The following is a 26,222-nucleotide window of genomic DNA, read 5'->3' as shown; positions in this document are numbered from 1 at the left end:
TTCTACTCCTATCTATGTGTACGTGGATCACTAGCATCCGCTAAGTTTTGACCAACTACGAAAAGGGACAAGGATACCAAGACAAGAGTTGTCAATGGAATCCAGAACAAGTAAGCATTAGTTGTTACGTTTTGTGAATAATCCGAAATCAAACGACCCAAACTTGGCACGGTAATCGGTAAACCAAGACCGAAGAAAGACAAGAAGGCTTCGTATGAGATAAAGCTTGGAAGCATTTGGGTCATCGTTGTCACAATAACAGATACCAATTGTGGCATGATGTTTTTGGCAACAATCTTCAAGGTTGGTGTTCCCAAAGTACGTGACGCCAAGTTGTATTCCAAATCACGATAACGCAAGATTTGCACACGGATCATGAAGGCAATTCCGATCCATGTTGTCACACTCATGGCAAAAATCAGATTCCAGAATCCAGCTCCGATTGAGTAAGTCAAGACAATGACAATCAAAAGAGATGGGATGTTTGAGATGACGTTGTAAACTTCCATCATGACACGGTCAACTGATTTTGAAATACCCCAAATACCACCAACAAAGACACCGATAACCAAGTTAATCACTGTCGCAATCACAGAAATGAGGATAGAGTTACGAGCTCCGAACCAGACACCGTCAAAGAGAGATTTACCGTTACTGTCTGTACCGAACCAATGCTCCGCATTTGGCTTGATATAACGAGCACTAAAGTCGTTTACCTTGCTGACATCATTGAAATCAAACTTAGAAAACATTGGGTAGATGAAACTCATCAAAATGATAGCTACCAAGATTCCCAACATGACTACAGTTGATTTCTTCTTCATAAATTGTCTAAACACTGAGCCCCAGTAAGAATATGCTGGTGCATCAATGGCTTCAGAGGCAAAATCGTCACGTTTTACGAACTGAAATTTTTCTTTATCGATTGTAGACATTATTTGCCTCCTTTCTCAGTCAATTTAATACGTGGGTCAATAATGGTCATCCAAATATCTCCTAAAAGAAGTGAGAAGATAGAAATACATGTAAAGATGAAGACAAGACCAACGACCATAGAGTTATTAGATGCTTTTACAGAGTCAATCAACATTTTACCCATACCTGGGAAGGCGAAGACTGTTTCAGTAAGAGTTGCACCACCGATAACCCCGATAACGGCACCAGGAATTCCTGAAACCAGCGGAACCATGGCATTTTTAAAGATGTGTTTGTTTGAAATTTCTTTTTCAGACAAACCTTTTGCACGAGCAAAACGTACAAAGTCTTGCGACTGCAAGTCAATCATGTAACGACGAATCCAAATAGCTGTACCAGGAGCACCCAATAAACCAAGGATAACTGCTGGTAAAACATATGAACGCCAATCTCCAGCACCCAAGATAGGGAATGAATCTGGCAAGCCGATTGAAGATCCAGCCAAACGAACGATATAAACCAAAGCAATTGTTGGAAGAGCCATCAAGAAGGTCAAAGCCCCTGTTGAGAAGCTATCAATCCAAGTATTCTTGAAGCGAGCCATAGCTGAACCAAGTGGCACGGCAATCGCATAAGAAATCACCAAACCAATCAATCCAACGACAGCAGAGCTGGCAATCATAGACGGATATTGGTAGTTACTTTCAGTGGCTGTATAAGGATCATCTTTTCCGTAGTTGGCTACTTCACGAGAATCAGCCTGACTAGGTGATTTGTAGGTTCTTGAGTAAATATTTACAGAAGAAGTTTTCTTACCTGTTGGGAACTGAACTTGAGCCGTTTTTGTTTGTCCTTGTCCCTGAGTAATAACCTGTAAAACAGGGCTATTAGCATAGGTTGGATAAGAGTCACCTAAATTGATGTTCACAAAGTTTTGATGCACAAATGGGAACTGACTGTTAAAGTACAAGAGATATTTATGTTTGGTACCTGAACCAACCAATGACCATCCGATAGCTGGATCGTTTTCGAAACGAAGGTAACGTTTCAAGTCTGGGTTTTCAGGGTCTTGAATTTTATTAGTATGGTCAATGTCAATCAAGTTAGCATAGAATTTGAAAACACGTTCAAAAATGGGGATTTCACGAGTAGCGTAGAATTGACCACTTTCAGTAAATTCTCCCAAGGTCCAACCATGACCGATTTGTTTGATGTATTTTTCATAGATAGCCTTGTTGGTATCATTAGCTTCAACTGTTACAGAAGCATCCATCTGGCTAGCTTTTTCTTGCAACTCTTTGGTATCGTAGTACTCGATATAGCCCATACGCTCATAAACGGTATTCTCATAGTTATCACGTTTATCAGCAGTTGTCGCAATCTTGTTATAGTTGGTATCCTGTTTGAAAATCAATTTTCGAGGAACCATTGTATAGATAATCGTGTAAGTCAAGGTTGTTACTAAGAAAATAGAAACCAATGACCGCAAAACACGCATAAAAATATATTTTTTCATATCATTTCCTTTAAAAATCCCAAAAGAACCTTCTCCTCATGGAGAGAAAGTTCTATTGAAAATTATTTACTTCACATGACTTGCCAATTCTTTTTGAGCTTTCTCGTTTGACTCAGTCTTTTCTTTCAACCATTTTTCACGAGCTTTTTCGTACTCTTCTTTGGTGATTGCTTTTTCACCAACTTCAGTGTACTTCAAGTATCCTGCATTCTCACCCTTAAGGCCAGCTACAGAATATGAAGAGCTAAATGGTAGAACTTTTGAAACATATGAAACGGCTGTTTCTTTAGGAGAAGCCATTACTGGAATTGTCAAAGCATTGTCAGTCAACCAAGCTTGTGCTACTGCGTATTTTTCATAACGTTTTTGAACATCTTGGTTTTCGCTGTTTGCGTCATCAAGTAATTTTCCATAGTCAGCTAAACCAAGTTTGCTCACTACTGATGCATCAGTGCTCTGGTCGATACCAAGGTAAAGACGAGTGTTTCCTCCCTTAATGACGAATTGATCCAAGAAAGTAGAAGGATCTTGATAGTCAGGGTTCCATCCTAGCAAGGTATGGATATCCCAGTCTTGTTCTTTAGCTGTTGGAGCGCTAAATGAAATTGGTAAGGCTTCTGCTTGAGTCATTTGTTGTAAGTCTACAACAACATTATCTGAACCCAATACCTTTTCAATTGATTGTTTCAATGATTGAACACGGTTTACAACCGCTGTTGATTCTTGGATAACCAAGGCATCCAAGTGGATTGGGAATTCAACACCTTCAGCTTGTAGGCTTGATTTTGCTTTAGCAAAGACTTCTTTAGCTTTTTCTTCATTGTAAAGTCCATTTTGAGAATCTGCTAGAGACACGTTTGACCAAGTAGAAGAATTTGTCTTAGCCAAGCTATCTTGTACCAATTCACCAAATGTTTTCTTACCAACTTGGAGATTATATGGTGCGAATGTATTACGGATAGCTACTGCAGCTCCATCAGTACCATTTGTTTGAGCTGAGTAAGAATTGCGATCGACCGCAAAGTTCAAGGCTTGACGGAATTCCTTGTTTAGCAATGCTTTCTGAGTAGATGTCTTTTGGGCATCACTTGTTTTGGCAGTGTGGCTATAGGTTGTACGGCCATAGTTCAAGCTGACAGTTGCAACACCCGCACCTGGTTCATTAAAGTAAATGTTATCTTTGAAGTCAGCTGCATATTTTTCATATGTAGAACTTGTAGGGAAGATACGCGCCTTGCTATATTGACCATCGGCAAAACCTTTGGCAATCACATCTTGGTCCTTACCATCCCAGAAAGTGAACTTAACGTTCTCAATTTTTACATTTTCTTTGTCCCAGTAAGCATCATTTTTAGCCATCTCGATAGATGATTTTGGAGTTACAGATTTTAAGACAAATGGACCGTTATAAAGAATAGAGTTAGCATCTGTTGGGGCACCAAAACCTTCCCCTTTTGAAGTTAAGAATTCTTCATTAACCGGCATCATGACACCACTAGTTGTTTTGTCATTCCAGAAAGTTTCTGGCTGGTTCAAGGTATATTCTAGTGTTTGATCATCAAGTGCTTTTACTCCAACGGTTGAAAAATCGCTTGTTTCACCCTTGATATAGGCTTCTAATCCTTTAATAGAAGAGCTAACGATTGAAAGTCCTTTTGATTTTCCATCTACAGCATGCTTCAAACCAGTAACGAAGTCTTTAGCAGTGACAGGAGCGTACTCTTCTCCCTCTGCTGTCACCCATTTAGCATCCTTACGGATTTTATAGGTATAAGTCAAACCATCTTTTGAAACTGTCCATGATTCAGCAATAGAAGGAACCAGGTTACCATATTTATCATTAGCCAACAAACCATCTACAGCATTTGTTGTGACGAATGATGTTGAATCGATATTGCTGACGATATAATCCAAAGTTTCTGGATCTGTTTGATAAACATATTGGTAATCTTTTGCTAGTTTAGCATTATTTGAACTAGTGTTTGAACACGCAGCTAGAACTCCTGACGCTAATAAGGTAGCTCCCGCTACAGCAAGCACTTGACTTTTTTTCATTTATTTACTCCTCTTATAAAGTATAGGTTATTATTGATTATACCATATATTTTAAGATATTTCAATAAAAGTAAACGAATTTTCAGAATATTTAGGCTTATTAACACAAAAAATCTGAAAAAGCTATTGACTGAAAATCATTTTCAAGGTATAATAATAAACGTTAAGGCGGTATAGCCAAGTGGTAAGGCACGGCTCTGCAAAAGCTTGATCGTCGGTTCAAATCCGTCTACCGCCTTCTATAACTTGATTTATCAGGTTGCAAATGAACAGAAAGCCCCGTTTGAAGGGCTTTTTTTGATAAATACATATAATTTACAAACATTTTGGGGCTGAGCTTTTCGAGGGCACAATTCTCGTTTGAAATCAACTGAAAAAAGCTTCATCACACATGGTGACAAAAGCCTCTAGTTTACTCTGTTTCTTCTTCTATTTCAAGTTCTGTGATCTGGACTTTTACCTTGGTAACACGTCCATTTTTCACCTTATCATTGGTTAGGATAAGCTGTTTGTTTTGGCTGACCAATTCATAGCTAAGTTTCTCAGTCGTTGGAATACTCCCAATTCCTGTCAAATAATAACCAGCGATGGTATCAACGTCATCACTTTCCAGCTCAACATCAAAGTAGCTATTAAAATCATTGAGATTCATGGCACCTTGAACGATATAGGTATCTTCTCCTATTTGATGAACTTCGATTTCAGCCTTATCTGTTTCGTCATCAATTTCCCCAACGATTTCCTCTAAGAGGTCTTCAAGGGTCACTAAACCAGCCATACCACCGTATTCATCTAGCAAAATTGCCATTTGTCTTTGGGTATTGCGCAATTCTTTTAGCAAGTCATCCACAAAAATAGTTTCAGGAACAAAGAGTGGATCTTGTAAAATTCTCTTCCAAACAATATTGTCAAAACCGTCTACAAAGGCTGCCTTAAGAAGACTCTTGGTATGAATAATCCCAATCACGTTATCCTTGTCTCCATCATAGACAGGGATACGAGAATAATTTTGTTTTAAAATACTTTGGATAATGATTTGACTATCATCCTTAATATCAACCATGAAGGCATCCGTTCGAGGAACCATAACTTCTCTGGCCATCAGTTCATCCAGTGAAAAAATCCCCTGTAACATCTCAATTTCGTCAGCATCTAGTGTTTCTTCACTATTTGTCAGCATGTAGGCAATTTCATCACGGGTCATTTTTTCATCAGCATCGTCAAAGGCCACAGGAGTCAAGCGACTCAAAAGGTTAGTAGACGCAGACAAGAGCCAAACAAAGGGATTAACTAGTTTTCCCAGCCCAATAATAACTGGCGCTGTACGAATCGCTAAGGCATCTTTTAGATTAAGAGCGATTCTCTTAGGATACAATTCCCCAAAAACGATGGAAATATAAGTCAAAAATGCTAAAGATAGAAAACTTGCAATAGCATAAGCTGTTTCACCATTTCCAAGCCAAGATGCAATTTCTCGTCCCAGAGTCTCTGCCAAACTCGCCCCAGATAAGATCGTAATCAGGGTAATCCCTACTTGAATGGTTGATAAAAAGTGGTTAGGATTTTCTAGTACCTTCAGCAGACGGATATAGCGTCTATCTCCTTCTTCTGCCTTTTGTTCAACCCGCGCACGGTTAAGAGAAACCATGGCCATTTCTGTGGCTGAGAAAAAGGCATTTAACACCGTCAAGATAAACAATAAAACAAATTGTAGCAACAAATTCTGACTACTTGGGTCTTCCATAGTTCTTCTCCTAAAATAGTATCTTATCCTTTATTATATCACAAAATCTACTCCAGTACATATTATTTTTTTCTTAGTATCTATTCTAGCCCTGCTTAAACTAGTAAGAAAGAACTCCTATATCTACAAGTGACATAGGAGTTTATGTTATCTTTTACTGAGTAACAGTGACTTCTCCAGTTCGGTAATCCAGTTGAAGTCCCTTTTGAACATTGGGAACTAGGACATTAAATTCCAATTCTCCGTCTGAAGACTTGGCTTCAATCTGTGAAGCTGAAGGAACTAAATCCTCGTTTGAAGAATAATAAAGAGTTACACGGTAACGGACACGCTTGTTTTGGTCCAAGGCCTTACGTACCATGCTTTCATAGTAGTTTTGACCAGTCGAATCCTCGGCCTGTGCCTGATTGGCCCAGGCTGTCTGAACAGCAATGTTTTTAGGATTGCTTGTCGAGGCATCAAAACCATCCAAGCCACCGATTAAGGCATAGCCTAACAAGTGACCTCTATCGACCGCATGGGTATAAGTACCCTTTAGATTCTTAACCTGATGCCAGCCTGGAGGAGTCCATGAAGTCGAACCATTCCCCGTTTCTTCACGATTCTTGTACTGGCGAGTTGCCTTAGACAAGAGAGCATTTGCTACGGTTGGCACGGTTTCCTTGCCCACTGTCTTTGTTTTATTATCAGCGTAGGGCTTACTTGAAACCTTGGCATCTAGATTTGTTTTATTACCATTGACGATAAAAGCACCTGAGCCATTCCACTCCAGACTCCCTTTTATTTGACTCTTGACTGCATCTGTTAAGACACTTTCTGCCAATTCTTGACTAGGAGCCTCAGACGCTTGTTTTTTCTGACTAAGCTTGGTTTTGGGACTATTCGCTGTCGACTGCATCTGCTTAATATAATAGCTTCCCACAGATAAAAGCAATAACACTAGCAGCCCGATCAATGTCTGTCTTGTTTTTCTATCCATTTTTCTCCTTATCTCTAGAAAAAGACTGGTTCTCCAGCCTAATTTCCTGTAAATTTATGAATCAATTCCTGCCATTTGGCTGGAGACAGGATAGCCCATGGATCTTGACCCTTGCCCAAGATTCCATAACCTACCATTAAGCCAATTCCTAGGGCCAGAGTACCTAAAATCAGTACCAGGATGACTAAAAGTAAACGCTTGACTACGTAGCTTGATTTCTTATTCATCTTCATCACTTGCCTCAATCCGCTTAATCTTAGCACCTAGCTGCGCCAATTTCTCATGGAAACGGTAGTAACCTCTATCCAAGTGAACCAATTTACCAACTACAGTTTCTCCTTGTGCTACCAAACCTGTCAAAATCAAGGCTGCGCTGGCACGAAGGTCAGTTGAAAGAACTTCTGCTCCCTGCAAAGGCTGTTCACCAACAATACGAGCTGTATCACGGATAATCTCAGAGTGCAAGCCCATGCGGCGCATCTCTTCTAGATGTTGGAAACGATTTTCGAAAACTGTCTCCACCATAGTTGACTCCCCTTTTGCGACGGTCATCAAGGCTGTAAATTGAGCCTGCATATCTGTTGGAAATCCTGGGTGGGGCAAGGTTTTCACATGAACAGCTTTTAGATTTTCTAGTTGAGAACGAACACGAATTCCTTCGTCTTCTTCAATTACTTCAACACCCATTTCAAGTAACTTGGCAATCAAGGGACGGTTGTGCTCCCAGACAGCGTCTTTAATCAAGACATCACCACCGGTCATGGCAGCAGCCACCATAAAGGTTCCTGCTTCGATACGGTCTTGGACTACATTGTGAGTCGTACCATGAAGTTTCTCAACACCAGTAATGGTAATAGTCTCTGTACCAGCACCCTTAACCTTGGCTCCCATTTCATTAAGGAGAATGGCTAGGTCAACAATCTCAGGCTCACGCGCAGCATTCTCAATCACTGTCACACCATCAGCCAGAGTCGCTGCCATCATCAAGTTCTGCGTAGCGCCAACACTTGGGAAGTCCATGTAGATATGAGCCCCATGTAAGCGATCAGCCTTGGCTTCGATATAACCAGCTGTCTGACTAATCTTAGCCCCCATAGCTTCTAGACCTTTCAAATGAAGATCAATAGGACGGCTACCAATGGTACAACCACCTGGCATGGATACCTTAGCATGACCTACACGAGCAAGAATTGGTCCCAAGACAACGATGGAGGCGCGCATCTTGCTGACATACTTGTAAGGAGCTTCCTCAGTGATATCACCAGTCGCATCCACCTCGACAAGATGAGCCTCCTCATCAAAATCTACCTTGGCATTCAAACCACGAACCACCTGATTCATAGTGAAAACATCTGACAAGATAGGAACATTCTGCAAGACGGTCTTTCCTTCACTTGCTAGAATAGTCGCTGCCAACAAGGGCAAGACTGCATTCTTTGCTCCTTCGATCGTAACACTTCCTACCAGACGATTATCGCCACCTTGAACCACAATTTTTTCCATACTTCTTTCCTTTACATTTGATTTTATAATAATCCTCTAAGCGCTTCTTGCCACAACTGATATAGGCTGATAAAGAATGAACTCATGATGTAGCCCATTACGATGCTGAAAAGAGCTATCAATAAACGGACTTTTCTTGTATTCTCAGCTGTCACTTTTAAAACTTTTTCCCATCTAACAAGATCCTTTAAAAGGTAAAAACTCACATAAATAAAGAGCATGTGACTGCTTAGAGTGAATAATAATTGAACCATTTGACTATTATACCATCTTCTCTGTTTGTGCGCTAGTTTGGAAACTTCACTTAAAATTAGGGATTGTTTTTCAAGTAATCAATTGCATCTTGTAGGGTTTTAACGGGAACAATTTTCATATCTGTCTTGATTGTTTTGGCTGCTTCTAGGGCTGTCTGATAATTGTTTTTCGCATCTGGATGTGCTTTTTGTTCTTCTTCGCTAACAGGGTTATCAGGGGCAAAGAAAATAGCAGCACCTTCTCTAGCCGAAGCTACAACTTTCTTATCGATACCTCCAATATCCCCCACATTCCCATCGCGGTCAATGGTTCCTGTACCGGCAACAATGCGGCCATTACGAAGGCCAGGGTCAGCTATTTGGGTATAGATGGCCAGACTAAACATGAGACCAGCACTTGGTCCGCCGATACCGGCTGTTGAAAAGCGAATTGGGACATCACTGGTCACTTCTGTACGGTCAATCAATCCGATTCCAATCCCATTTTTGCCATTTTCCAAGGTGATAATCTTACCTTCTGCAGACTTGGTTTGCCCATCCTCTTCATAGGTCACTTTAACTGAGTCCCCTAATTTTTGAGAATTGACGTAATCAATCAAATCTTTGGAACTATCAAAGGTCTGATCATTGACTGCTGTGACCGTATCAGAGATGTTGAGAATCCCTTTAAAGGTCGAATTATCCGTCACAGTCAAAACATAAACACCAAGGTATTTGAGTTCAATATCCTTACCAGCTGTTTTTAGCCCTTGATACTTGGCCATATTTTGCGATGTCTGCATGTAGAATTGATTAATTCGCATAAATTCAACATCGGAAGAACCACCTGTAGTCTCCTGAGCACTGCGAATATCTGTAAAAGGCGTCAACCAAGCATAAATCATATGAGCTAAAGTAGCATGCTGAACACCGACCGTAACGAAGTGATAGGCACCAGCTTCCTTATCTTCTGTGTCATTTACTTTAAGGACTTGGCGAATATCTTCCGAACCACCTGGAACCTCTATATAATAGGGCAAGGGCACTACAAATGCCAAGAAAGTCACAATCAAGGCCGCAATGACGTATAAGGGCCATCTAATCTTTTTTTTCATTTCTTATTTCCTCCAAAATACTCTCGGGAACATAGCAGGCAATATCCTGACCAAACTTCAAAATCTCTCTAACGCCTGATGAACTGAGATAGAGATGTTCAGGTCGACTATGTAAATAAATGGTCTCTATATTAGGAGACAGCTGATGGTTGTAGTAATCAAAACTGGCTTCATATTGCAAATCCGCTGCATTCCTCAAACCACGCACTAGACAAGTAGCCCCCAGTCTTTTTGCGACATCAACCACCAATTCATCATGAGAAGACACAACTTCAACATTTTCCAAATGTTTCAAAGCCGTTTCTAGTCCCCGTTTACGACTTTCGATAGGGAGAAATCCTTGTTTGTGGGGATTAAAAAAAATACCGACATAGAGCTTATCAAAGAGTCTGCTCGCCCGTTCAATGATATCCAGATGCCCATTTGTCATAGGATCAAATGAGCCTGTGAATAATCCAATCTTATCTGACATAGACTGTCACCTTACTAATTCCATAAATTTTTTCTTTCCAGATTCCAAGACAAGCAATTTCTTCTGGAAGTTCTACCATTCTATCTGTCTCACACACGACCATGACATCTTCAGAAAAAAGCGCTCTTTCAGCCATTTTTTCAATATCTGCTACGATTTGTTCCTTGGCATAAGGAGGGTCTAAGAAAATGAGGTCAAATTCCCCAGATACCTGTTCCAATGCTCTTTCTGCATCCATCTTGAGGAGTTGAAATTTTCCAATTTCCTTGGTCATCTGGATATTTTCAGCCACGATGGTCTGAGCCTTACGGTCTCGCTCCACCAAAACAGCACTGGACATGCCACGCGATACTGCTTCGATAGATAAACCACCACTACCTGCATAAAGGTCCAAGACTCGTCCCCCTTCAAAATAGGGACCAATCATGTTAAAAATGGCTCCCCTAACCTTATCCGAAGTAGGTCTTGTCGTCTTGCCTTCTAGTGTCTTGAGGGGACGTCCCCCATAGATTCCTGATACGATTTTCATACCGTTTATTATACCAAATTATGAGCGAAAAGAGAAAGAAAACCGAACCTTGCGGTTCGATTCTCTACAAAATATTTTCGTAAGTATCGCGGACTTCTTGAGGCCAAACACTTGTTTGCACTTCTCCGATATGTTTCTTGCGAAGTAAGAACATGGCCATACGAGATTGTCCAATTCCTCCACCGATTGTCAATGGGAATAGGCCATTCAACAATGCCTTGTGCCATTCCAATTCCAAGCGGTCTTCGTCACCGGTGATTTCTACCTGACGACGAAGGGTTTCTTCATCTACACGAATCCCCATAGAAGACAACTCAAAGGCTCCACCTAGAGATTCATTCCAAACCAGAATATCACCATTTAGACCCTTGTAGCCATTTTCAGACTCACTTGTCCAGTCATCGTAGTCTGGTGCACGTCCATCGTGCGGTTTACCGTCTGGTAATTCACCACCGATACCAATCAAGAAAACAGCACCAAATTCTTTACAGATAGCATTTTCACGTTCTTTTGGAGTCAAGTCTGGGTAGCGTTCTACCAACTCTTCTGTATGGATGAAAGTGATTTGTTTTGGCAAGATAGACTCGATGTCATAGCGAGCTTCAACAGCTAGCTCAGTCAGGCGAATAGCCTTGTAAATCTTCTCAACAGTTTCTTTTAGGTAAGCAATGTTACGTTGGCCATTTGGAATGACCTTTTCCCAGTCCCACTGATCAACATAAACAGAGTGGGTAGCATCCAGCGAGTCTTCGTCTGGACGAAGGGCCTTCATGTGAACAAAGAGACCTTCACCCTCACCGAAACCAAAGCGGGCCAAGGTATGGCGTTTCCATTTAGCAAGTGAGTGCACCACTTCATAAGTAGCATCAGGGATTTGGAGAACCTTGACCGATACGGCATTCTCCACACCTGATAAGTTGTCCTGCATCCCATCACCGACCTTACTCAAGATAGGACCTTGCACTTCGACAACTTCTAGCTTATCTTTCAAATACTGGGTAAAAGTGTTTTTGACAAAAGAAATTTCTTCTTGTTGATGGATAAAACTTTTCTTCATAAACTACTCCTCAAAAATTAATTAAAAGCATTATACACCTATTTCCAAGAAAAGAAAAGAGAAATTTTAAAAAAATCAGTGTCACTCAAAACACTGATTTCATAGACCTTTTAATCATTGCGGCCAAAGATACGTAAAATGCTTAGGAAAAGATTGATAAAATCAAGATAGATACTGAGAGCCATTGACACAACCCAACCTGTCGCCACACGACCTTGTGATTGTTCATATGCGAGACGAATTCTTTGGTTGTCCCAAGCAATCAACCCTGAGAAGACCAAAACCATGGCTACGCTAATCATATAATCAAAGAAGCCACTAGCTAAGAAAATATTAACTACCATGGCAATCAACAAACCGATTAGAGCTGCCATCATCGCTCGACCAAGCCCACTCAAATCTTTCTTGGTGAACATACCGACTGCCGCCATAACAAAGAAGAGAAGGGCGCTTGATACAAATGCAGATAAAACTGTACCCGGAGTATAGAAGGCCACCACAAAACTCAGGGTAAAGCCGTTTAATACTGAGTAAAGTAAAAATACTGGAAGAGCCGCTGGACTATTCTTTAAGGCCATGTTACTGGCAACGAAAACCAAGGCCAACTCTGCAAAAGTTGCAATGGTCAACCAGAGACGCCCCTGCATCAAAAAGTAAACCAGCTGAGACTGAAAGACCGTCAACATAAGACCTGATACCAAAGCGGATAGTCCGATTCCTAGACCAACAAAGGCATAAACTTTAGCGTAAAATTGATTGAGACCTGCGCGGTCATGAATAATAGTGTGATTCATCTTTTCTCCTTTTCTATGAACATCTTTCCTTGATTATAACAAAGAAAGTTAAAATTAGCTTAAATGGAAAATTAAAATACCGGCTGCAACGGCAACATTCAAACTCTCCGCCTGCCCCTTCATGCTAATATGGACCAATTGATCTGCACTTTCAGCCATGAAGGGACTAATTCCTTGACCCTCATTCCCCATAACTAGTACACAATTTTCTATAAGAGGCAGTTCTCTGTAGTCAACAGAATCTTTAGATAGGGTTGTTGCCAGCACTGGGATACCTGCCTCTTTAGCTTCCTCGAGAATCGCTTGACTAGACATCCGGTAAATGGGCAGATGGAAATGACTGCCTTGCATGGAACGTAAGGTCTTGAGACTGTAGATATCTGCCGACTTTTCTGAAACAATCACTCCAGTAAAACCTGCTGCATCCGCAGTCCGAATGATAGTTCCCACATTACCAGGATCTTGCACATCTTCCAAAAATAAGAACTTGCCCTGACTAAAATCAACTTGTCCTACTTCTTCTTTTTGAACCACGGCAACAATTCCCTGTGGAGTCTGAGAATCCGCCAAATCTAGCAAAATATCCTCTGAAACCCAGACAGTTTGCGGAAAAGCAGCTAACTGATCTCGGTAATTTTCTAGGGCAAAGATTTTCTCAATCGTCACTCCAGCTTGAACAGCTTCTTCAAACAAGTGCCAGCCTTCAATCAAATAGGCAGACTTGCGGTATTTTTTTTGGTGTAATTTCTTGGCATTTTTTACCACAGAATTGGCTTTTGAGGTTATAATAGTCATAGAAATATTATAACACAATCAAAGGGGTTTGGTATGCAAAAGGTTAGAATGATTGCCCAAGGTAGGGTGCAGGGAGTCGGCTTTCGTTGGGGTGTTTACAGCCTAGCGCTTGAAATTGGTGGCATCACAGGTCGGGTATGGAATAACGACGATGGCACAGTGGAAATCTTAGCCCAAGCAGACTCATCTGCTATCATGGCAAAATTTATCCAAGAAATCCGCAAAGGACCCACACCTTTTTCAAAAGTCAGCTACTTAGATGTCAAACTGAGCAACTTTCCTCCTTACCCTGACTTTAAAATCGCAAATTAGGTCTCTAGAACTATTGTATATTTTGTAAAAAAACAGTAGAATAGAAAGGTATAATTTTTTAAGAAGGAATAAAAACAGTGAAATCTATTAAACGTTTTGCACTCTCAGCTATGGGAATAGCTATGTTGCTAGTCTTAACTGGCTGTGTCAATGTCGATAAAGCCACAGGCCAGCCAACAGGATTTATTTGGAATACTATCGGAGCTCCTATGGCTGAAGCTATCAAGTATTTCGCTACTGATAAAGGTCTAGGCTTCGGTGTCGCTATCATCATCGTAACCATTATCGTGCGCTTGATTATCTTGCCACTTGGTATCTACCAATCATGGAAGGCAACGCTTCACTCTGAAAAGATGAACGCTCTCAAGCACGTCCTTGAGCCACATCAAACTCGTCTCAAAGAAGCAACGACTCAAGAAGAAAAACTCGAAGCTCAACAAGCCCTCTTTGCCGCTCAAAAAGAGCACGGCATCAGCATGTTTGGTGGTGTAGGATGTTTCCCTATCCTCCTTCAAATGCCTTTCTTCTCTGCTATCTACTTTGCTGCCCAACATACTGAAGGGGTTGCTCAAGCAAGCTACCTAGGCATTCCTCTAGGTTCTCCAAGTATGATTTTGGTTGCCTGTGCTGGTGTCCTTTACTATCTTCAATCGCTCCTTTCACTTCATGGAGTAGAAGATGAAATGCAAAGAGAACAAATCAAGAAAATGATTTACATGAGCCCACTCATGATCGTCGTCTTCTCCCTCTTCTCACCAGCTAGTGTCACACTTTACTGGGTTGTCGGTGGTTTCATGATGATTCTCCAACAGTTTATCGTAAACTATATCGTTCGTCCAAAACTTCGCAAAAAAGTCCGTGAAGAACTAGCCAAGAACCCACCAAAAGCACGTACTTTCTCTACACCAAGTGGACGAAAAGACGTTACCCCTGAACAACCAACTGCTATCACAAGCAAGAAAAAACACAAAAATCGCAACGCTGGAAAACAACGTTCGAGATAAGAAGAAAAAGGCTTAGCTTGTTTGCTAAGTCTTTTTGTAATATCAAAAGCCCGATGTTTCCATCAGGCTTCTTTATTATCCATGTACACGTTTCATATAGTCTTGATAACTTTCGGTATCCATGAGCTTTTTAGCGTTTTTCACGCGATCTGCTGTTGGTGGTTTGACTCCTTCAAGTGAATATGGAATTCCCAGTTCACGCCACTTGAATTCTCCCATAGTATGATAAGGCAGAATTTCAAACTTATCCACATTTTTAAGGGTCTTGACGAATTTCCCAAGTTCAATCAAGTCATCATCTCTGTCTGTCAATCCTGGAACTAGCACGTGGCGAATCCAGACAGGTTTTCCAATATCTGATAGATACTGGGCACAGGCCAGGATGTTTTTATTGGTTTGGCTAGTGACAATTTTGTGCTGTTCTTCGTTGATTTCCTTGATATCCAAGAGAACCAAGTCAGTGACAGCCATGAGTTTGTCAAACTTCTCAAGGTAACGTGGTTTATTACGGAAAGGAAGGGCACAGGTATCCAAGGTACAGTGGATACCTTGTTCCTTGGCCTTGGTAAAGAGGGCAATCAAGAAATCAATCTGCAAGAGGGCTTCTCCTCCACTGACTGTAATCCCACCCTTATTTCCCCAGAAACCGCGGTAGCGCAAGGCCTCTGTCAAGACATCATCTACCGTCCGTTCACGTGATTTATTGGACTCCATAGCCCAAGTGTCCGGATTGTGGCAATACTGGCAACGCATGTGACAGCCCTGCAAAAAGACAATAAAGCGAATACCAGGCCCATCTACTGACCCAAAGCTTTCTGTCGAATGCACCATTCCTGTCACTTGTCCATAATCAATTGTTTCTTCAGACATATCGTTACCTTCCTTGAAAACGTTTTATAGTTTTATTATATCACGACTTGAAGGAAAAACAAGATTTTTGCCTATTTTTTAGAAAGCAATCTGTTTTTCAATTTCATTTTCAATGACTTATCATTTTATTCTTCAAAATCAAAGCCATACAAGGTTGCAAAGTAGTCCTCAGGGCGCTCTGCACGGCGGATTTGACGGGCTTTACCTTCTTCGGTATAGAGGATTTCCGCAGAACGAAGTTTGGCATTGTACTGGTAGCCCATTGAAAAACCGTGGGCACCTGTATCATGAATTACCAGCAAATCACCGATTTCTGTATGAGGTAACTCGCGATTCACTGCAAATTTATCATTGTTTTCACAGAGTGAACCGACCACATCTACCAATTCAGATGGTCCATCTGGGTGAGTCAGATTGGTGATATGGTGGTAGGCTCCGTACATGGCTGGACGCATGAGATTGACTGCTGATGCATCCACACCTAGATAGGTACGGTAAGTTTTCTTCTTATGAGTCACTCTTGTAACCAAAGCACCGTGAGGTGCCAACATAAAACGACCCAATTCGGTGAAAATCTTAATCTGACCAAGACCTGCTGGCGTAAGGACTTCTTCATATACCTTACGAACTCCCTCACCAATCAAGGCGATATCATTTGGTTCCTGGTCTGGACGATAATTGACACCAATACCGCCAGAAAGATTGATAAAGTCTAGAGAAATGCCCAACTTTTCCTTGATTTCAACAGCCAATTCAAAGAGCTGACGCGCCAACTCTGGATAATAGAGATGGGTCACCGTATTGGATGCTAGGAAGGAGTGAATCCCAAACGTCTTGGCTCCTTTTTCCTTCAAGATGGCAAAGGCTTCAAAGAGCTGCGCCTTAGTCATTCCAAACTTAGCTTCTCCAGGATTGTCCATAATGTCTGTCCCTAATTCAAAAACACCGCCTGGATTGTAACGACAAGAGATGATTCCTGGAATGCCTGCTGCACGCTCCAGATGTTCAATATCTTCAAAGGCATCCAAGTTAATGGTCGCACCTAATTCACGCGCATAGGCATATTCCTTGTCTGGCGTGTTGTTTGAAGAGAACATGATCTCAGAACCAGGGAAATTCAGTTTATGACTCATCAAAAGCTCTACATAGCTAGAGCAATCCACACCACAACCTTCCTCTTGGAGAATTTTCAAAATAGCTGGGGTTGGAGTAGCCTTAACTGCAAAATATTCCTTAAAGCCCTTGTTCCACGAAAAGGCTTGATTGACGGCTCTTGCCTTCTCACGAATTCCCTTCTCATCATACAAGTGAAAGGGAGTTGGGAACTCGGCAACAATCGCTTCTAAGTCTTCTTTATTGATAAATGGTGTTTTCATAAGCTTCCTTCTATTCTATTTGCAAAGAAAGGCTGGGACAATCGTTCCAACCTTTAGTTCTATCTCTTATTTATCTTCGTCAAAGATATTACCAACCTCAACATCGATGGCTTGGTTCTTGACATCAATATTGGTTACCTTCAAGAGTGACTTGTAGTCAAATTGCTTTTCACGTTCTTCTTGGGCATTATCTGCAAAGACGGCTACACCAGCTAATTCTGAATCAAACTCACGCAAAAGACTGATCATCCCGTTGACCGTCCCTCCGCCTTTCAAGAAGTCATCCACAATCAAGACACGGCTGCCTGCCTTGAGACTGCGTTTTGAAAGGAACATTTTCTCAATACGGTCTCCACTTGAACCTGATACATAGTTGACGCTGACAGTTGAACCTTCGGTAATTTTCAAGTCACGGCGCACAATGACAAAAGGAACATTGAGGACATTGGCAACTGCATTTGCAAGTGGCACACCCTTGGTCGCTACTGTCATAACCGCGTCAATTTTTTGGTCCATAAAGCTCTTGGCAATAATGCGTCCAATATTTTTCAAGATAGCTGGTGTGCTAAGCAAATCTGACAAGTAGATATAGCCACCAGGCAAGATACGGTCACTTTCTGATAACTTAGCACGCAAGTCCTCAACCATTTCCTTGGCATCGTGGCTTGAGATTGATGGTGTGAAGATGACACCTCCACCAGCCCCAGTAACTGTCTGGATGTGGCCGATTTCGATTTCCTCAAAGGCACGTTTGATAATCACGATATCTTCTGAGATGGATGATTTAGCAGATTCATACTTTTCAGCAAAAGTATTGAGACTAGTTAGTTTATAAGGATTATTAATCAAATAGTTGGAAATGACAACCATCCGATCACTTCTTCTTAATTTCATTTCTATTTCCCATTTCATTTAATTTTGATATTTTATCCATTATACCATATTCACATAAAAAAACGAACATTCTTATCCTAAAAAATGCTCATTTTTCTTAAATCATTAATCTAAATCTGGTTTATAGAAGGAACGATTGTCCATAGCGAAGATTTTATTGGTCATCTCTCCCTTATCCACCAAAGCCAGAGCTGTTGACATCATCATCATGCTAGCATCCAGATTATCAATCATATGAATAATCTCCGCCTCCATGATACGTGGACGAACCGGACTTCCATATTCTAGTAAGCCGTGATGGCTGAGAATAACATGGCGAAGCAGAACGACTTCTTCCTTGGTGTCATCGATGCCGAGTTCCATCACTGTCTTGGTAATTTCACTATCAATCAGAGCGATATGTCCAAGGAGATTGCCTCGCACTGTATACTCAGTCTGGTCTGGTCCCGTCAACTCAATGACTTTGGCCAAGTCATGCAACATAATCCCCGCATAGAGCAGGCTCTTATTGAGCTGAGGATAAATCTCGCTAATGGCATCGGCCAAGCGCACCATGGTCGCCGTATGATAGGCTAAACCCGTTTCAAAGGCATGATGGTTGGTCTTGGCAGCTGGATAGGAGTAAAATTCCTTATCATACTTGGTGTAGAGCTTTCGGACAATCCGTTGCCAAACAGGATTTTCAATTTTAAAAATCATTTGCGCCATATAGTCACGGATTTCCTTGACATCAACTGGCGACTTGACCTTGAAATCAGCTGGATCATTGGGTTCGCCAGGTTGAGGCAAGCGTAGGGTGATTTGATTGACCTGAGGGGTGTTGTTATAAACTTCTCGGCGCCCTTTCATGTGAACAACCTTACCTGCGGTAAAGGCCTCAACGTTATGAGGTTGGGCATCCCAGAGTTTCCCTTCAATCTCGCCACTATCATCTTGGAAGGTAAAGGCCAGGTAGTTTTTCCCAGCTCGTGTCTGTCTCAAATCAGCTGACTTGATTAGGTAAAAGCCTTCAAACAGCTCATCTTTTTTCATGTGACTAATCTTCATATTCTTCCTCATCTTCTTGGAAATGGAGTAGATCAAGCGCAGGCTCACCTTCTGATAACTCAATGTGACGGAGCGTTCGCTCGATAGCTGTAGTGCGACGGTTTAATAATTCATCAATATTGCCAGAGGCATGTTGAAGATGTTTTTGTGCCTTGACCAGAATGCCACCAAACTTGCCAAACTCGGTCTTGACACTAGCAAGGGTCTTACTGATATGGTCGGCACTCTTTTGGATATTGAGGGTTTTGAAGCCAACTGATAGGGAATTAAGCAGGGCTGACAGGGTACTAGGTCCAGCGACAATAATCTGCTCCTCCCGCCTCAAATCATCAAAGAAGATCGGATTGCGGACGATTTCTGAGTAGAGTCCCTCTGTCGGAACAAACAAGACTCCAAAATTGGTTGTCCGAGGTGGTGCTATGTACTTGTTCCTGATATCCTTGGCAAAGCGCTTGACGCTTGCTAAAAGCGACTTACGACAACGTTCGATTTCATCCTTATCGCCTGCTTCATAAGCTTCTTCTAAGCGGTAATAATCCGCCAGTGGAAACTTGGAGTCAATCGGTAAGTAGACATATTCTTGATCGCCTTGGCCAGGTAACTTGATGGCATACTCTACTCGCTCACTAGAATTTTCAACCGTTGCAAATTCTCGTTCATACTGGGCAGGGGTCATGATGTCTTCAATAATCTGCCCCAGTTGCAATTCGCCCAGAATCCCTCGCGTCTTGGTTCCAGAGAGAACCTTATTAAGAGCACCGACATCACGGGCAACTGTCTGCATTTCTCCCAGACCACGATTGACCGACTCCAATTGCTTGGAAACTGTCTCGAAGGAAGCTTGCAAGCGCGTCTGCAAGGTCTTTTCTAACTTTTCCTCGACCGTTTGGCGCATTTGTTCCAAACGTTGCTCGTTTGATTCCTGCAAGGCTTGCAGGCGTTGATCGGTCTTGTCTCTGGTTTGGAGGAGACTATCTGTCATTTCTTGACGGACCTGAGTCAGGCCTTGGTGCAATTCCATTCGCACTTCTTGCAAGCGGTCACTGACAGCCACTTCCAAATCTTTTTGATCTAACTGATTGGCTTGTCTGGCTTGTTCAAAACGATAATCCAACTGATCTGATAAATGATCTGCCTGTTCCTCCAAGCTCTTACTTAGGTGTTTCTCCTGCTTATCCTGCCTCTGCCAAATCAGAAAGAGACCAGCTAGGTTGGCAATTAATAATAGAACAAGTAAACTTTCCATCTTACCTCCTGTCCTTGCTATGCAAGACAACCACATAGCCATCTGGGCAAGTCACCGAAACTTCCCTATCTATATATTCGTTAGAAGCGTACACTTTTTTAAAGAAAAAATTTTCCTCTGTCAACTCATACTTGGCACCAAGAATGGTCAGCTGGCTATCCCGAACTGGCATAAAGGCTAGATAGTCGTAGTCTGAACGCGGTTCAAGCTGACTGGTTCCTTCTGGACAATAGGCAATCAAGTTTTGCCCATCCTCAATCGCTATCTGGCGCATATAAGGTGCCAACTTGGGATTGCTAGGCAGAAAGACATTGGCCAACATATGGTCAATACGGCCACCCAAAGCACCGAAAATAGTAACCTGGGCCTGAGGATTTTGTTCAAAGATGGTTAAGAGAGCCAATTCCAAATCCGTATCATCTTTTTCTGGTCGCGCTTGAACAAAATGCTGAGCACGTTTTTGAATCACCTGTCGCTCTTCTTCCGTTACAGAATCAAAATCCCCAACTGCTAGGGCGAGAGGAAGTTTTTCCTCCAAGACCCAGAGCGAGCCCCGATCCACACCGACAAAGCAATCAAAATCTGTCCTGTAGTGTCCTCGGTCTCCGCCTGCAAAAACGGCAACCCTAGTCCAGTTCTTTTCTGAGAGTTTGTACTCGCTCATTGACATCTCCCTTAAAGACATAAGAACCTGCTACAAAAACAGTCGCACCAGCTTCTTTGGCTTGAGCAATAGTTTGGTCATCAATCCCACCATCCACTTCGATTTCAAAGTTCAAGCCTTTTTCATCACGAAGGGCAACCAACTCACGAATCTTATCCATGGTTTCAGGTAGAAAAGCTTGCCCACCGAAGCCAGGGTTCACTGTCATGACTAAGACTTGGTCAACTAGATGAAGGACGTGCTTAATGGCTTCAACAGGCGTACCAGGATTGATGACAACCGAAGGTTTGACACCGAACGAACGAATCTTTTGGAGAGCACCATGAATATGAGGCGTTGCTTCTACATGGATACTGATGATATCTGCTCCTGCACGAGCAAAGTCTTCTAGATGATGCTCTGGATTCGCCACCATCAAGTGACAGTCAAAGACCATCTTACTATGTGGACGAAGTGCTTCAACCACACCTGCACCAAAACTGATTTGTGGCACAAAGTGACCGTCCATAATATCGATATGGGCATACTCTGCCCCAGTTGCTTCTAGGCGTTTGATTTCACGTTCAAAGTTGGCATAATCTGCTGCCAGAATTGACGGAGCAATCTTGTATTGCGACATAGGTTTCTCCTTATTTTGGAATTTTTTTGCTGACTTTTTTGTAGGTTTCTCTGCGATTTTCAATTTCGCTAAGAAATTGCAGGTAGTTGTCAAAACGGAAAGACGCAATGGTCCCCTCTTCTACAGCTGGCTTGACAGCACAAGACGGCTCATGGGTATGGGTACAGCTACGGAACTTACAGTCGCGACTGACAGAAGCAAGCTCTGGAAAGGCCTGATTGAGGTCTTCAGCCGCTGATACTTCATAATCCAGTGATGAAAAGCCTGGTGTATCTGCGATTTTACCCCCATTGAGGTTGTAAAAACTAACAGCTCGAGTGGTATGACGGCCACGACCTAGACTGTCTGAGATTTCTCCTGTTTCGAGATTGAGGTCCGGTGCGATTTTATTGAGAAGGGTTGATTTCCCAACACCTGTCTGTCCCATAAAGACCGTCACTTTGCCTGTTAACAAAGGCAGGAGTTCCTCTTTACTCGTCACAAAATCGTAGCCAATAGCTCCATAGGTTTGTTGGTAAAAATCCAGTTCTCCTCTATCTTCCAACAAGTCCATTTTGGAAATATAAACGATGGGATGGATACCCTTGTGCTCCAGAAGAACCAAGAAACGATCCAGCAAATTGCTGTTAAAATCAGGTTCCTTGACCGACATAATCACCACAGCTTGATCGATATTGACAATAGGCGGACGAACCAGACTGTTTTTCCGTTCGTGAATCTTAAGGATATAACCTTCTGAATTTTCCTCGGCAGAAAAGTCTACCCAGTCCCCAACGTAGGGTGTATGGCCTTTTTTACGGAAATTCCCACGCGCGCGTGTTTGATAAACCTGGCCATCACTCTCTACATAGTAGAACCCAGCCAAGGCTTTAATGATTTGTCCCTGCATCTTAGAATCCTTGCCCTTTAAGTGCGTCTGCTAGACTGGCAAATTCTGCCAAGCTGAGGGCTTCCCCACGCACACTTGGTGACAAGCCCGCTTGATCCAAGGCCTTGGTCAATTTATCCTTAACTTCTTCAGTTTTGCCAAAGTAACCTGTCAAGTTGTTCCACAAGGTCTTGCGGCGATGGGTAAAACTAGCCTTGGAAACCTTAAAGAAGAAGTTCTCGTCTTCTACTGCTACAGCTGGCTCTGGACGACGCACCATTTTTAAAATGGCTGAGTCCACATTTGGCGCTGGCACAAAGACCGTACGAGGAACGATAAAGGCAACCTTGGCAGTCATGTAATACTGCACCGCAATCGACAAGCTACCATAAGCCTTGGTATTGGGCTGTGCTGAGATCCGATCCGCCACTTCTTTTTGCATCATGACCACAAACTCACTAAAAGGAATGCCACTCTCGATCAAGTGCATGAGAATAGGCGTCGTGATGTAGTAAGGCAAGTTGGCTACTACCTTGATCGGCAATTCAGGATTTTTGAAATTCTGGATATGTTGCGCTAAATCCACTTTGAGAATGTCCTCGTTGACCACTGTCACATTATCAAAATCACGAAGAGTATCTGCCAAAATCGGTACCAAACGGTGGTCAATCTCAAAGGCCATGACTTGAGCTGCACGCTCAGCCAAAAATTCTGTCAAGGCGCCAATCCCTGGCCCGATTTCTATAACATTGACTTGGTCATCAATTTCAGCCGTATCCACGATTTTTTGAAGGATATTGGTATCCGTCAAGAAATTTTGCCCGAAGGACTTTTTAAAGGTAAAACCGTGACGCTCCAGCACTGCCTTGGTCACGCTATAATCTGCAATTCTCATCTATTCTCTTTTCTATTATCTGTTACTACTATTGTAACACATTCCCCTTGTATTTTGGGGTCTACTTAGCTGTTCTCATAAGATTTCATAGCTTCTTCCACTTCTGCTAAGGTGACTCCAAACAACTCTAGGCGTTTGAGGAGTTGCTTGCCGTTGGAATAGCCAATTCGGAGAGTCTCTCCTAGATATTCTCGTCGCTTACGACTATCTGCTCCTGCTAAAAAACCAAGGCGAATCAAGTCGCTACGACTGATATCAAACTGACTCTCATGTTCAAATTGTTCTGTAATCTGAGCTAGAGCCGTTTTCAGGTCTTCATAGCTGGCATGCTCAATTCCAAGAGAACAGCCCTTGGTCTTGGACTTGGGAACAGCTTCATCTCGTTTGAGAAAGGCATGCTGAACTGTTGGAATGGTCGTCATAATCATACGACGAATCCGCTCCCCATTAAAATCTGGGTCTGTAAAGACAATGACTCCATGACGTTGGTGTAGACGCTGAATTCGCTCTAGATCCTGCTCATTAATGGCAGAACCTCTAGTCTCATAGGTCTCTACCTCGAAATAACGTTTGAGATTGGCCGTATCATCGCGACCTTCAACCACGATGACTTGAGAAATTTTTTCTTTCATTACTTGCTGTCCAATCCAAAAATTCGCTCTGCATTTGCAGTCGTTGCTGCTGCTAGCTCTTCTGTCGTCATGCCACGCAAGTCAGCGATAAAGTCCACTACATAGCGAGTATAGGCTGTTTTATTTTCACGACCCCGTTTAGGAACAGGAGCTAGGTAGGGCGCATCCGTCTCCACCAAAATCTTGTCCAGAGGAAGTTCTCTAGCAGCCTCTTGGATGTCAGTTGCCTTCTTAAAAGTCACCACTCCTGAGAAGGAAATGGTCATACCAAGCTCGACAAACTTCTCTGCCCACTCAAGAGTTCCTGAGAAAGAATGCATAATGCCACCTCGAGGTCCAACTCCCTCGCTCTTGATAATCTCATAGGTATCTTCCAGCGCATCACGGGTATGGACAACAAAAGGCAAATCCAAGCCCTTAGATAGCTGAATCTGACGGCGAAAAACCTGCTCCTGAACCTCTTTTGGAGCTGTCATCCAATGGTAGTCCAATCCAATTTCACCTAAAGCCACAACCTTGGGATGCTTGAGCTTATCAAGCAAATAGGCTTCAATCTCCTCCGTGTAAATCCCTGCTTCTGTCGGATGCCAACCGATTGTCGCATAGAGCTGGTCATACTCATCTACTAACTCCAAAGCACGCTCAATCGTCGGTTTATCAAAACCAACAATATTCATCTGTGTCACACCCATCTCAGCAGCCAAGGCAATTTCTTCTGCCTCACGACCCGCAAATTCTTCTACATTCAAGTGTGTATGTGTATCAAAAATATCCAAACTATATTTCCTTCTCTTTCCTCAATGTTCCTTAGCTACCAAAAGAAAAGACTTTCTCTCTTCTATACTTCCCTATATTTCCCCTAGTTTCTATTCACTTTGGTTAGTACTTGGTTAGTTCTATGGTTAGCATCTACAGATGAATTTGATTAAGTTTCTCTCTCAATTCATCTTGTATATTTTTTGTTACATGACTATAGATCCTTAAAGTGATAGATTCATCTCTATGTCCAACTCGCTCCATAATAGCCTTTATGGGTATCCCTAGTTCAGCCAATAAACTAATATGCGAATGTCTAAGCATGTGAATATTATAGGATCTGTGCCCACCCAACACTACTTCACAAATACTTTTGATAAATCTATATAACAAAGGCTGTCTCATAATGTTACCTTGCTCAGTCACAAAGATGAATTCCTCATCAAAACAGTTACTACGAAAGTACTCGATAATATCCAAGCAACGTTCACTTAGTACTATCGTCCTGACAGAACCTACTGTTTTCGTTGTCTGTAAGATTCTCTCATCATATCCATGAGCAACATAATCTATTGTATGATCAATTGTTAAAAGATTCGCTTTGAAGTTTACATCTTGATAGCGAACCCCTATAAACTCTGCAAAACGAAGACCAGTTAAAAAGATAAATTCCATTGCCAAAGCATAACGCTTATCTTTATTGTGACTTTCACAATACGATAAAACCTGTCCTAGTTCCTCTCTACTAATGAAATTATCCTTTGCTTTTTGCAACTTCTCATAGTCCGCTTTCTGCTTCGGAATTACCACCCCTTTAACTGGTGAGTCAGAAATATATCCGACCTTTACAGCATAATCAAAGATAGCATTCAAGTATATTTTTCGATTTTTTCTTGTTGAATTTTGAACATTCAAATTCATTAGATATGTTTGAACTATCTGAGTGGTGTAATCTGATATTCTCAAATTTCCTACTGCTCCCATGAAAAGCTCTAAACTTTTCATCTCACTTCTATAACTAGAAGATTTTATCTCACTGGAACGAATCGTTTTCCATTCTTCCAATAGTTGACTAAAAATCATTTCTTCTAGCTGTTTCTTTTCAACTTCCTCTTTTGTAGGGGCGGTTAGAAGTTTTTCGATTTTTAGCGCCAAACGACGTTTTGCTTCTGCTTGAGAAATTCTAGATTTTGATTTTAGAGTCACAGAGACTTGCTTCCACTTTCCCTCTCGTTCATGATAGAATTTCTCATAATAACGGTATTTACCATTATCCAATTTTTTAAAAAACATTTCTTCTCCTTGTACTTTTAAAGCAAAGGAAAGCTATGT

Annotated in this window: 28 protein-coding genes and 1 tRNA gene; 3 read left to right on the top strand and 26 right to left on the bottom strand. The window is 41.9% G+C overall.

Going from position 1 to position 26,222, the window contains the following annotated elements; translation table 11 throughout:
* Positions 1-8: 8 nt before the first annotated feature.
* The 3 genes from AXK38_01805 to AXK38_01795 form a co-directional block, all read right to left on the bottom strand.
* A complete protein-coding gene (locus AXK38_01805) occupies positions 9-935 on the bottom strand; it encodes a peptide ABC transporter permease (protein ID AMH88084.1) in 927 nt (308 codons plus the stop codon).
* On the bottom strand, positions 935-2,431 hold the full coding sequence (locus AXK38_01800) for a peptide ABC transporter permease (GenBank protein AMH88083.1): 1,497 nt from the start codon (positions 2,429-2,431) through the stop codon (positions 935-937). Before AXK38_01800 ends, AXK38_01805 begins: the two co-directional genes overlap by 1 nt.
* Positions 2,432-2,497: 66 nt before the next feature.
* Entirely contained in the window at positions 2,498-4,486 is a 1,989-nt protein-coding gene (locus tag AXK38_01795) for a peptide ABC transporter ATP-binding protein (protein AMH88082.1), read from the bottom strand.
* 167 nt (positions 4,487-4,653) lie between these two features.
* Between AXK38_01795 and AXK38_01790 the strand changes: the two genes are divergently transcribed.
* Positions 4,654-4,724 (top strand) — tRNA-Cys (locus AXK38_01790).
* A 174-nt stretch (positions 4,725-4,898) separates the two neighbouring features.
* Here the strand turns inward: AXK38_01790 and AXK38_01785 are convergent.
* The 11 genes from AXK38_01785 to AXK38_01735 all read right to left on the bottom strand — a co-directional run bounded on the left by AXK38_01785 (position 4,899) and on the right by AXK38_01735 (position 13,707).
* Positions 4,899-6,230 (bottom strand): hemolysin, encoded by a 1,332-nt coding sequence (locus AXK38_01785; protein AMH88081.1) that lies wholly within the window; start codon positions 6,228-6,230, stop codon positions 4,899-4,901.
* Between the two features lie 154 nt (positions 6,231-6,384).
* The gene (locus AXK38_01780; GenBank protein AMH88080.1) at positions 6,385-7,209 is read right to left on the bottom strand and encodes a DNA-entry nuclease; all 825 of its coding nucleotides are present in this window, start codon (positions 7,207-7,209) and stop codon (positions 6,385-6,387) included.
* Positions 7,210-7,247: 38 nt separating this feature from the next.
* Entirely contained in the window at positions 7,248-7,436 is a 189-nt protein-coding gene (locus AXK38_01775) for a DNA-directed RNA polymerase subunit beta (GenBank protein ID AMH89599.1), read from the bottom strand.
* Positions 7,429-8,712 carry a UDP-N-acetylglucosamine 1-carboxyvinyltransferase gene (locus AXK38_01770; GenBank protein AMH88079.1) on the bottom strand — a complete coding sequence of 428 codons (1,284 nt, stop codon included), beginning with the start codon at positions 8,710-8,712 and terminating at the stop codon, positions 7,429-7,431. The genes AXK38_01775 and AXK38_01770 overlap by 8 nt, the downstream gene beginning before the upstream one ends.
* Before the next feature lie 23 nt (positions 8,713-8,735).
* A complete protein-coding gene (locus AXK38_01765; GenBank protein AMH89600.1) occupies positions 8,736-8,933 on the bottom strand; it encodes a phosphopantetheine adenylyltransferase in 198 nt (65 codons plus the stop codon).
* Between the two features lie 89 nt (positions 8,934-9,022).
* Entirely contained in the window at positions 9,023-10,060 is a 1,038-nt protein-coding gene (locus AXK38_01760; GenBank protein ID AMH88078.1) for a peptidase S16, read from the bottom strand.
* A complete protein-coding gene (locus AXK38_01755; GenBank protein ID AMH88077.1) occupies positions 10,044-10,532 on the bottom strand; it encodes a phosphopantetheine adenylyltransferase in 489 nt (162 codons plus the stop codon). The genes AXK38_01760 and AXK38_01755 overlap by 17 nt, the downstream gene beginning before the upstream one ends.
* On the bottom strand, positions 10,522-11,061 hold the full coding sequence (locus AXK38_01750; GenBank protein AMH88076.1) for a 16S rRNA (guanine(966)-N(2))-methyltransferase RsmD: 540 nt from the start codon (positions 11,059-11,061) through the stop codon (positions 10,522-10,524). The genes AXK38_01755 and AXK38_01750 overlap by 11 nt, the downstream gene beginning before the upstream one ends.
* 64 nt (positions 11,062-11,125) lie before the next feature.
* Positions 11,126-12,118: an asparagine synthetase A gene (locus AXK38_01745; GenBank protein AMH88075.1), complete on the bottom strand. Its 993-nt coding sequence runs from the start codon at positions 12,116-12,118 to the stop codon at positions 11,126-11,128.
* Positions 12,119-12,228: 110 nt separating this feature from the next.
* Positions 12,229-12,912, bottom strand: coding sequence for a hypothetical protein (locus tag AXK38_01740; protein AMH88074.1), 684 nt, complete (start codon positions 12,910-12,912; stop codon positions 12,229-12,231).
* A 54-nt stretch (positions 12,913-12,966) separates the two neighbouring features.
* On the bottom strand, positions 12,967-13,707 hold the full coding sequence (locus tag AXK38_01735) for an RNA methyltransferase (protein ID AMH88073.1): 741 nt from the start codon (positions 13,705-13,707) through the stop codon (positions 12,967-12,969).
* A gap of 33 nt (positions 13,708-13,740) precedes the next feature.
* Between AXK38_01735 and AXK38_01730 the strand changes: the two genes are divergently transcribed.
* Positions 13,741-14,019: an acylphosphatase gene (locus AXK38_01730; protein AMH88072.1), complete on the top strand. Its 279-nt coding sequence runs from the start codon at positions 13,741-13,743 to the stop codon at positions 14,017-14,019.
* A gap of 77 nt (positions 14,020-14,096) precedes the next feature.
* Positions 14,097-15,023 carry a hypothetical protein gene (locus AXK38_01725; protein ID AMH88071.1) on the top strand — a complete coding sequence of 309 codons (927 nt, stop codon included), beginning with the start codon at positions 14,097-14,099 and terminating at the stop codon, positions 15,021-15,023.
* A gap of 75 nt (positions 15,024-15,098) precedes the next feature.
* Here the strand turns inward: AXK38_01725 and pflA are convergent, their stop codons facing one another.
* From pflA to AXK38_01665, 12 genes are all read right to left on the bottom strand, one after another.
* Positions 15,099-15,893 (bottom strand): pyruvate formate lyase-activating enzyme 1, encoded by a 795-nt coding sequence (pflA, locus tag AXK38_01720; GenBank protein ID AMH88070.1) that lies wholly within the window; start codon positions 15,891-15,893, stop codon positions 15,099-15,101.
* Positions 15,894-16,018: 125 nt separating this feature from the next.
* On the bottom strand, positions 16,019-17,269 hold the full coding sequence (locus AXK38_01715; protein AMH88069.1) for a diaminopimelate decarboxylase: 1,251 nt from the start codon (positions 17,267-17,269) through the stop codon (positions 16,019-16,021).
* A gap of 66 nt (positions 17,270-17,335) precedes the next feature.
* Positions 17,336-18,163: a transcriptional regulator gene (locus tag AXK38_01710; GenBank protein AMH88068.1), complete on the bottom strand. Its 828-nt coding sequence runs from the start codon at positions 18,161-18,163 to the stop codon at positions 17,336-17,338.
* Between the two features lie 105 nt (positions 18,164-18,268).
* Positions 18,269-19,210, bottom strand: a complete 942-nt coding sequence (locus AXK38_01705) for a 3'-5' exonuclease (protein ID AMH88067.1) — start codon at positions 19,208-19,210, stop codon at positions 18,269-18,271.
* Positions 19,200-20,456, bottom strand: a complete 1,257-nt coding sequence (locus tag AXK38_01700) for a recombinase RmuC (GenBank protein AMH88066.1) — start codon at positions 20,454-20,456, stop codon at positions 19,200-19,202. The genes AXK38_01705 and AXK38_01700 overlap by 11 nt, the downstream gene beginning before the upstream one ends.
* Position 20,457: 1 nt before the next feature.
* Entirely contained in the window at positions 20,458-21,120 is a 663-nt protein-coding gene (locus AXK38_01695; protein AMH88065.1) for a thiamine pyrophosphokinase, read from the bottom strand.
* A complete protein-coding gene (locus AXK38_01690) occupies positions 21,083-21,739 on the bottom strand; it encodes a ribulose phosphate epimerase (GenBank protein ID AMH88064.1) in 657 nt (218 codons plus the stop codon). The genes AXK38_01695 and AXK38_01690 overlap by 38 nt, the downstream gene beginning before the upstream one ends.
* Before the next feature lie 10 nt (positions 21,740-21,749).
* Positions 21,750-22,628 carry a ribosome biogenesis GTPase RsgA gene (locus AXK38_01685; protein AMH88063.1) on the bottom strand — a complete coding sequence of 293 codons (879 nt, stop codon included), beginning with the start codon at positions 22,626-22,628 and terminating at the stop codon, positions 21,750-21,752.
* A gap of 1 nt (position 22,629) precedes the next feature.
* Positions 22,630-23,502, bottom strand: a complete 873-nt coding sequence (locus AXK38_01680; protein AMH88062.1) for a 16S rRNA methyltransferase — start codon at positions 23,500-23,502, stop codon at positions 22,630-22,632.
* 65 nt (positions 23,503-23,567) lie between these two features.
* On the bottom strand, positions 23,568-24,134 hold the full coding sequence (locus AXK38_01675; GenBank protein ID AMH88061.1) for a DNA primase: 567 nt from the start codon (positions 24,132-24,134) through the stop codon (positions 23,568-23,570).
* Positions 24,134-24,904: a hydrolase TatD gene (locus AXK38_01670; GenBank protein ID AMH89598.1), complete on the bottom strand. Its 771-nt coding sequence runs from the start codon at positions 24,902-24,904 to the stop codon at positions 24,134-24,136. The genes AXK38_01675 and AXK38_01670 overlap by 1 nt, the downstream gene beginning before the upstream one ends.
* Before the next feature lie 139 nt (positions 24,905-25,043).
* Positions 25,044-26,183: an integrase gene (locus tag AXK38_01665; protein AMH88060.1), complete on the bottom strand. Its 1,140-nt coding sequence runs from the start codon at positions 26,181-26,183 to the stop codon at positions 25,044-25,046.
* Between the last annotated feature and the right edge of the window lie 39 nt (positions 26,184-26,222).

Source organism: Streptococcus mitis, assembly GCA_001560895.1.
GTDB lineage: Bacteria > Bacillota > Bacilli > Lactobacillales > Streptococcaceae > Streptococcus > Streptococcus mitis_Q.
Note: the sequence above shows the minus strand (reverse complement) of the source record. Positions and strands in the feature narration are given on the sequence as shown.

What these genes read in the sequence shown, in the direction of transcription:
- AXK38_01805 (AMH88084.1), bottom strand. Translation starts at nt 935, where the DNA reads ATGTCTACAATCGATAAAGAAAAATTTCAGTTCGTAAAACGTGACGAT.
- AXK38_01800 (AMH88083.1), bottom strand. Translation starts at nt 2,431, where the DNA reads ATGAAAAAATATATTTTTATGCGTGTTTTGCGGTCATTGGTTTCTATT.
- AXK38_01795 (AMH88082.1), bottom strand. Translation starts at nt 4,486, where the DNA reads ATGAAAAAAAGTCAAGTGCTTGCTGTAGCGGGAGCTACCTTATTAGCG.
- AXK38_01785 (AMH88081.1), bottom strand. Translation starts at nt 6,230, where the DNA reads ATGGAAGACCCAAGTAGTCAGAATTTGTTGCTACAATTTGTTTTATTG.
- AXK38_01780 (AMH88080.1), bottom strand. Translation starts at nt 7,209, where the DNA reads ATGGATAGAAAAACAAGACAGACATTGATCGGGCTGCTAGTGTTATTG.
- AXK38_01775 (AMH89599.1), bottom strand. Translation starts at nt 7,436, where the DNA reads ATGAATAAGAAATCAAGCTACGTAGTCAAGCGTTTACTTTTAGTCATC.
- AXK38_01770 (AMH88079.1), bottom strand. Translation starts at nt 8,712, where the DNA reads ATGGAAAAAATTGTGGTTCAAGGTGGCGATAATCGTCTGGTAGGAAGT.
- AXK38_01765 (AMH89600.1), bottom strand. Translation starts at nt 8,933, where the DNA reads ATGCTCTTTATTTATGTGAGTTTTTACCTTTTAAAGGATCTTGTTAGA.
- AXK38_01760 (AMH88078.1), bottom strand. Translation starts at nt 10,060, where the DNA reads ATGAAAAAAAAGATTAGATGGCCCTTATACGTCATTGCGGCCTTGATT.
- AXK38_01755 (AMH88077.1), bottom strand. Translation starts at nt 10,532, where the DNA reads ATGTCAGATAAGATTGGATTATTCACAGGCTCATTTGATCCTATGACA.
- AXK38_01750 (AMH88076.1), bottom strand. Translation starts at nt 11,061, where the DNA reads ATGAAAATCGTATCAGGAATCTATGGGGGACGTCCCCTCAAGACACTA.
- AXK38_01745 (AMH88075.1), bottom strand. Translation starts at nt 12,118, where the DNA reads ATGAAGAAAAGTTTTATCCATCAACAAGAAGAAATTTCTTTTGTCAAA.
- AXK38_01740 (AMH88074.1), bottom strand. Translation starts at nt 12,912, where the DNA reads ATGAATCACACTATTATTCATGACCGCGCAGGTCTCAATCAATTTTAC.
- AXK38_01735 (AMH88073.1), bottom strand. Translation starts at nt 13,707, where the DNA reads ATGACTATTATAACCTCAAAAGCCAATTCTGTGGTAAAAAATGCCAAG.
- AXK38_01730 (AMH88072.1), top strand. Translation starts at nt 13,741, where the DNA reads ATGCAAAAGGTTAGAATGATTGCCCAAGGTAGGGTGCAGGGAGTCGGC.
- pflA (AMH88070.1), bottom strand. Translation starts at nt 15,893, where the DNA reads ATGTCTGAAGAAACAATTGATTATGGACAAGTGACAGGAATGGTGCAT.
- AXK38_01715 (AMH88069.1), bottom strand. Translation starts at nt 17,269, where the DNA reads ATGAAAACACCATTTATCAATAAAGAAGACTTAGAAGCGATTGTTGCC.
- AXK38_01710 (AMH88068.1), bottom strand. Translation starts at nt 18,163, where the DNA reads ATGAAATTAAGAAGAAGTGATCGGATGGTTGTCATTTCCAACTATTTG.
- AXK38_01705 (AMH88067.1), bottom strand. Translation starts at nt 19,210, where the DNA reads ATGAAGATTAGTCACATGAAAAAAGATGAGCTGTTTGAAGGCTTTTAC.
- AXK38_01700 (AMH88066.1), bottom strand. Translation starts at nt 20,456, where the DNA reads ATGGAAAGTTTACTTGTTCTATTATTAATTGCCAACCTAGCTGGTCTC.
- AXK38_01695 (AMH88065.1), bottom strand. Translation starts at nt 21,120, where the DNA reads ATGAGCGAGTACAAACTCTCAGAAAAGAACTGGACTAGGGTTGCCGTT.
- AXK38_01690 (AMH88064.1), bottom strand. Translation starts at nt 21,739, where the DNA reads ATGTCGCAATACAAGATTGCTCCGTCAATTCTGGCAGCAGATTATGCC.
- AXK38_01685 (AMH88063.1), bottom strand. Translation starts at nt 22,628, where the DNA reads ATGCAGGGACAAATCATTAAAGCCTTGGCTGGGTTCTACTATGTAGAG.
- AXK38_01680 (AMH88062.1), bottom strand. Translation starts at nt 23,502, where the DNA reads ATGAGAATTGCAGATTATAGCGTGACCAAGGCAGTGCTGGAGCGTCAC.
- AXK38_01675 (AMH88061.1), bottom strand. Translation starts at nt 24,134, where the DNA reads ATGAAAGAAAAAATTTCTCAAGTCATCGTGGTTGAAGGTCGCGATGAT.
- AXK38_01665 (AMH88060.1), bottom strand. Translation starts at nt 26,183, where the DNA reads ATGTTTTTTAAAAAATTGGATAATGGTAAATACCGTTATTATGAGAAA.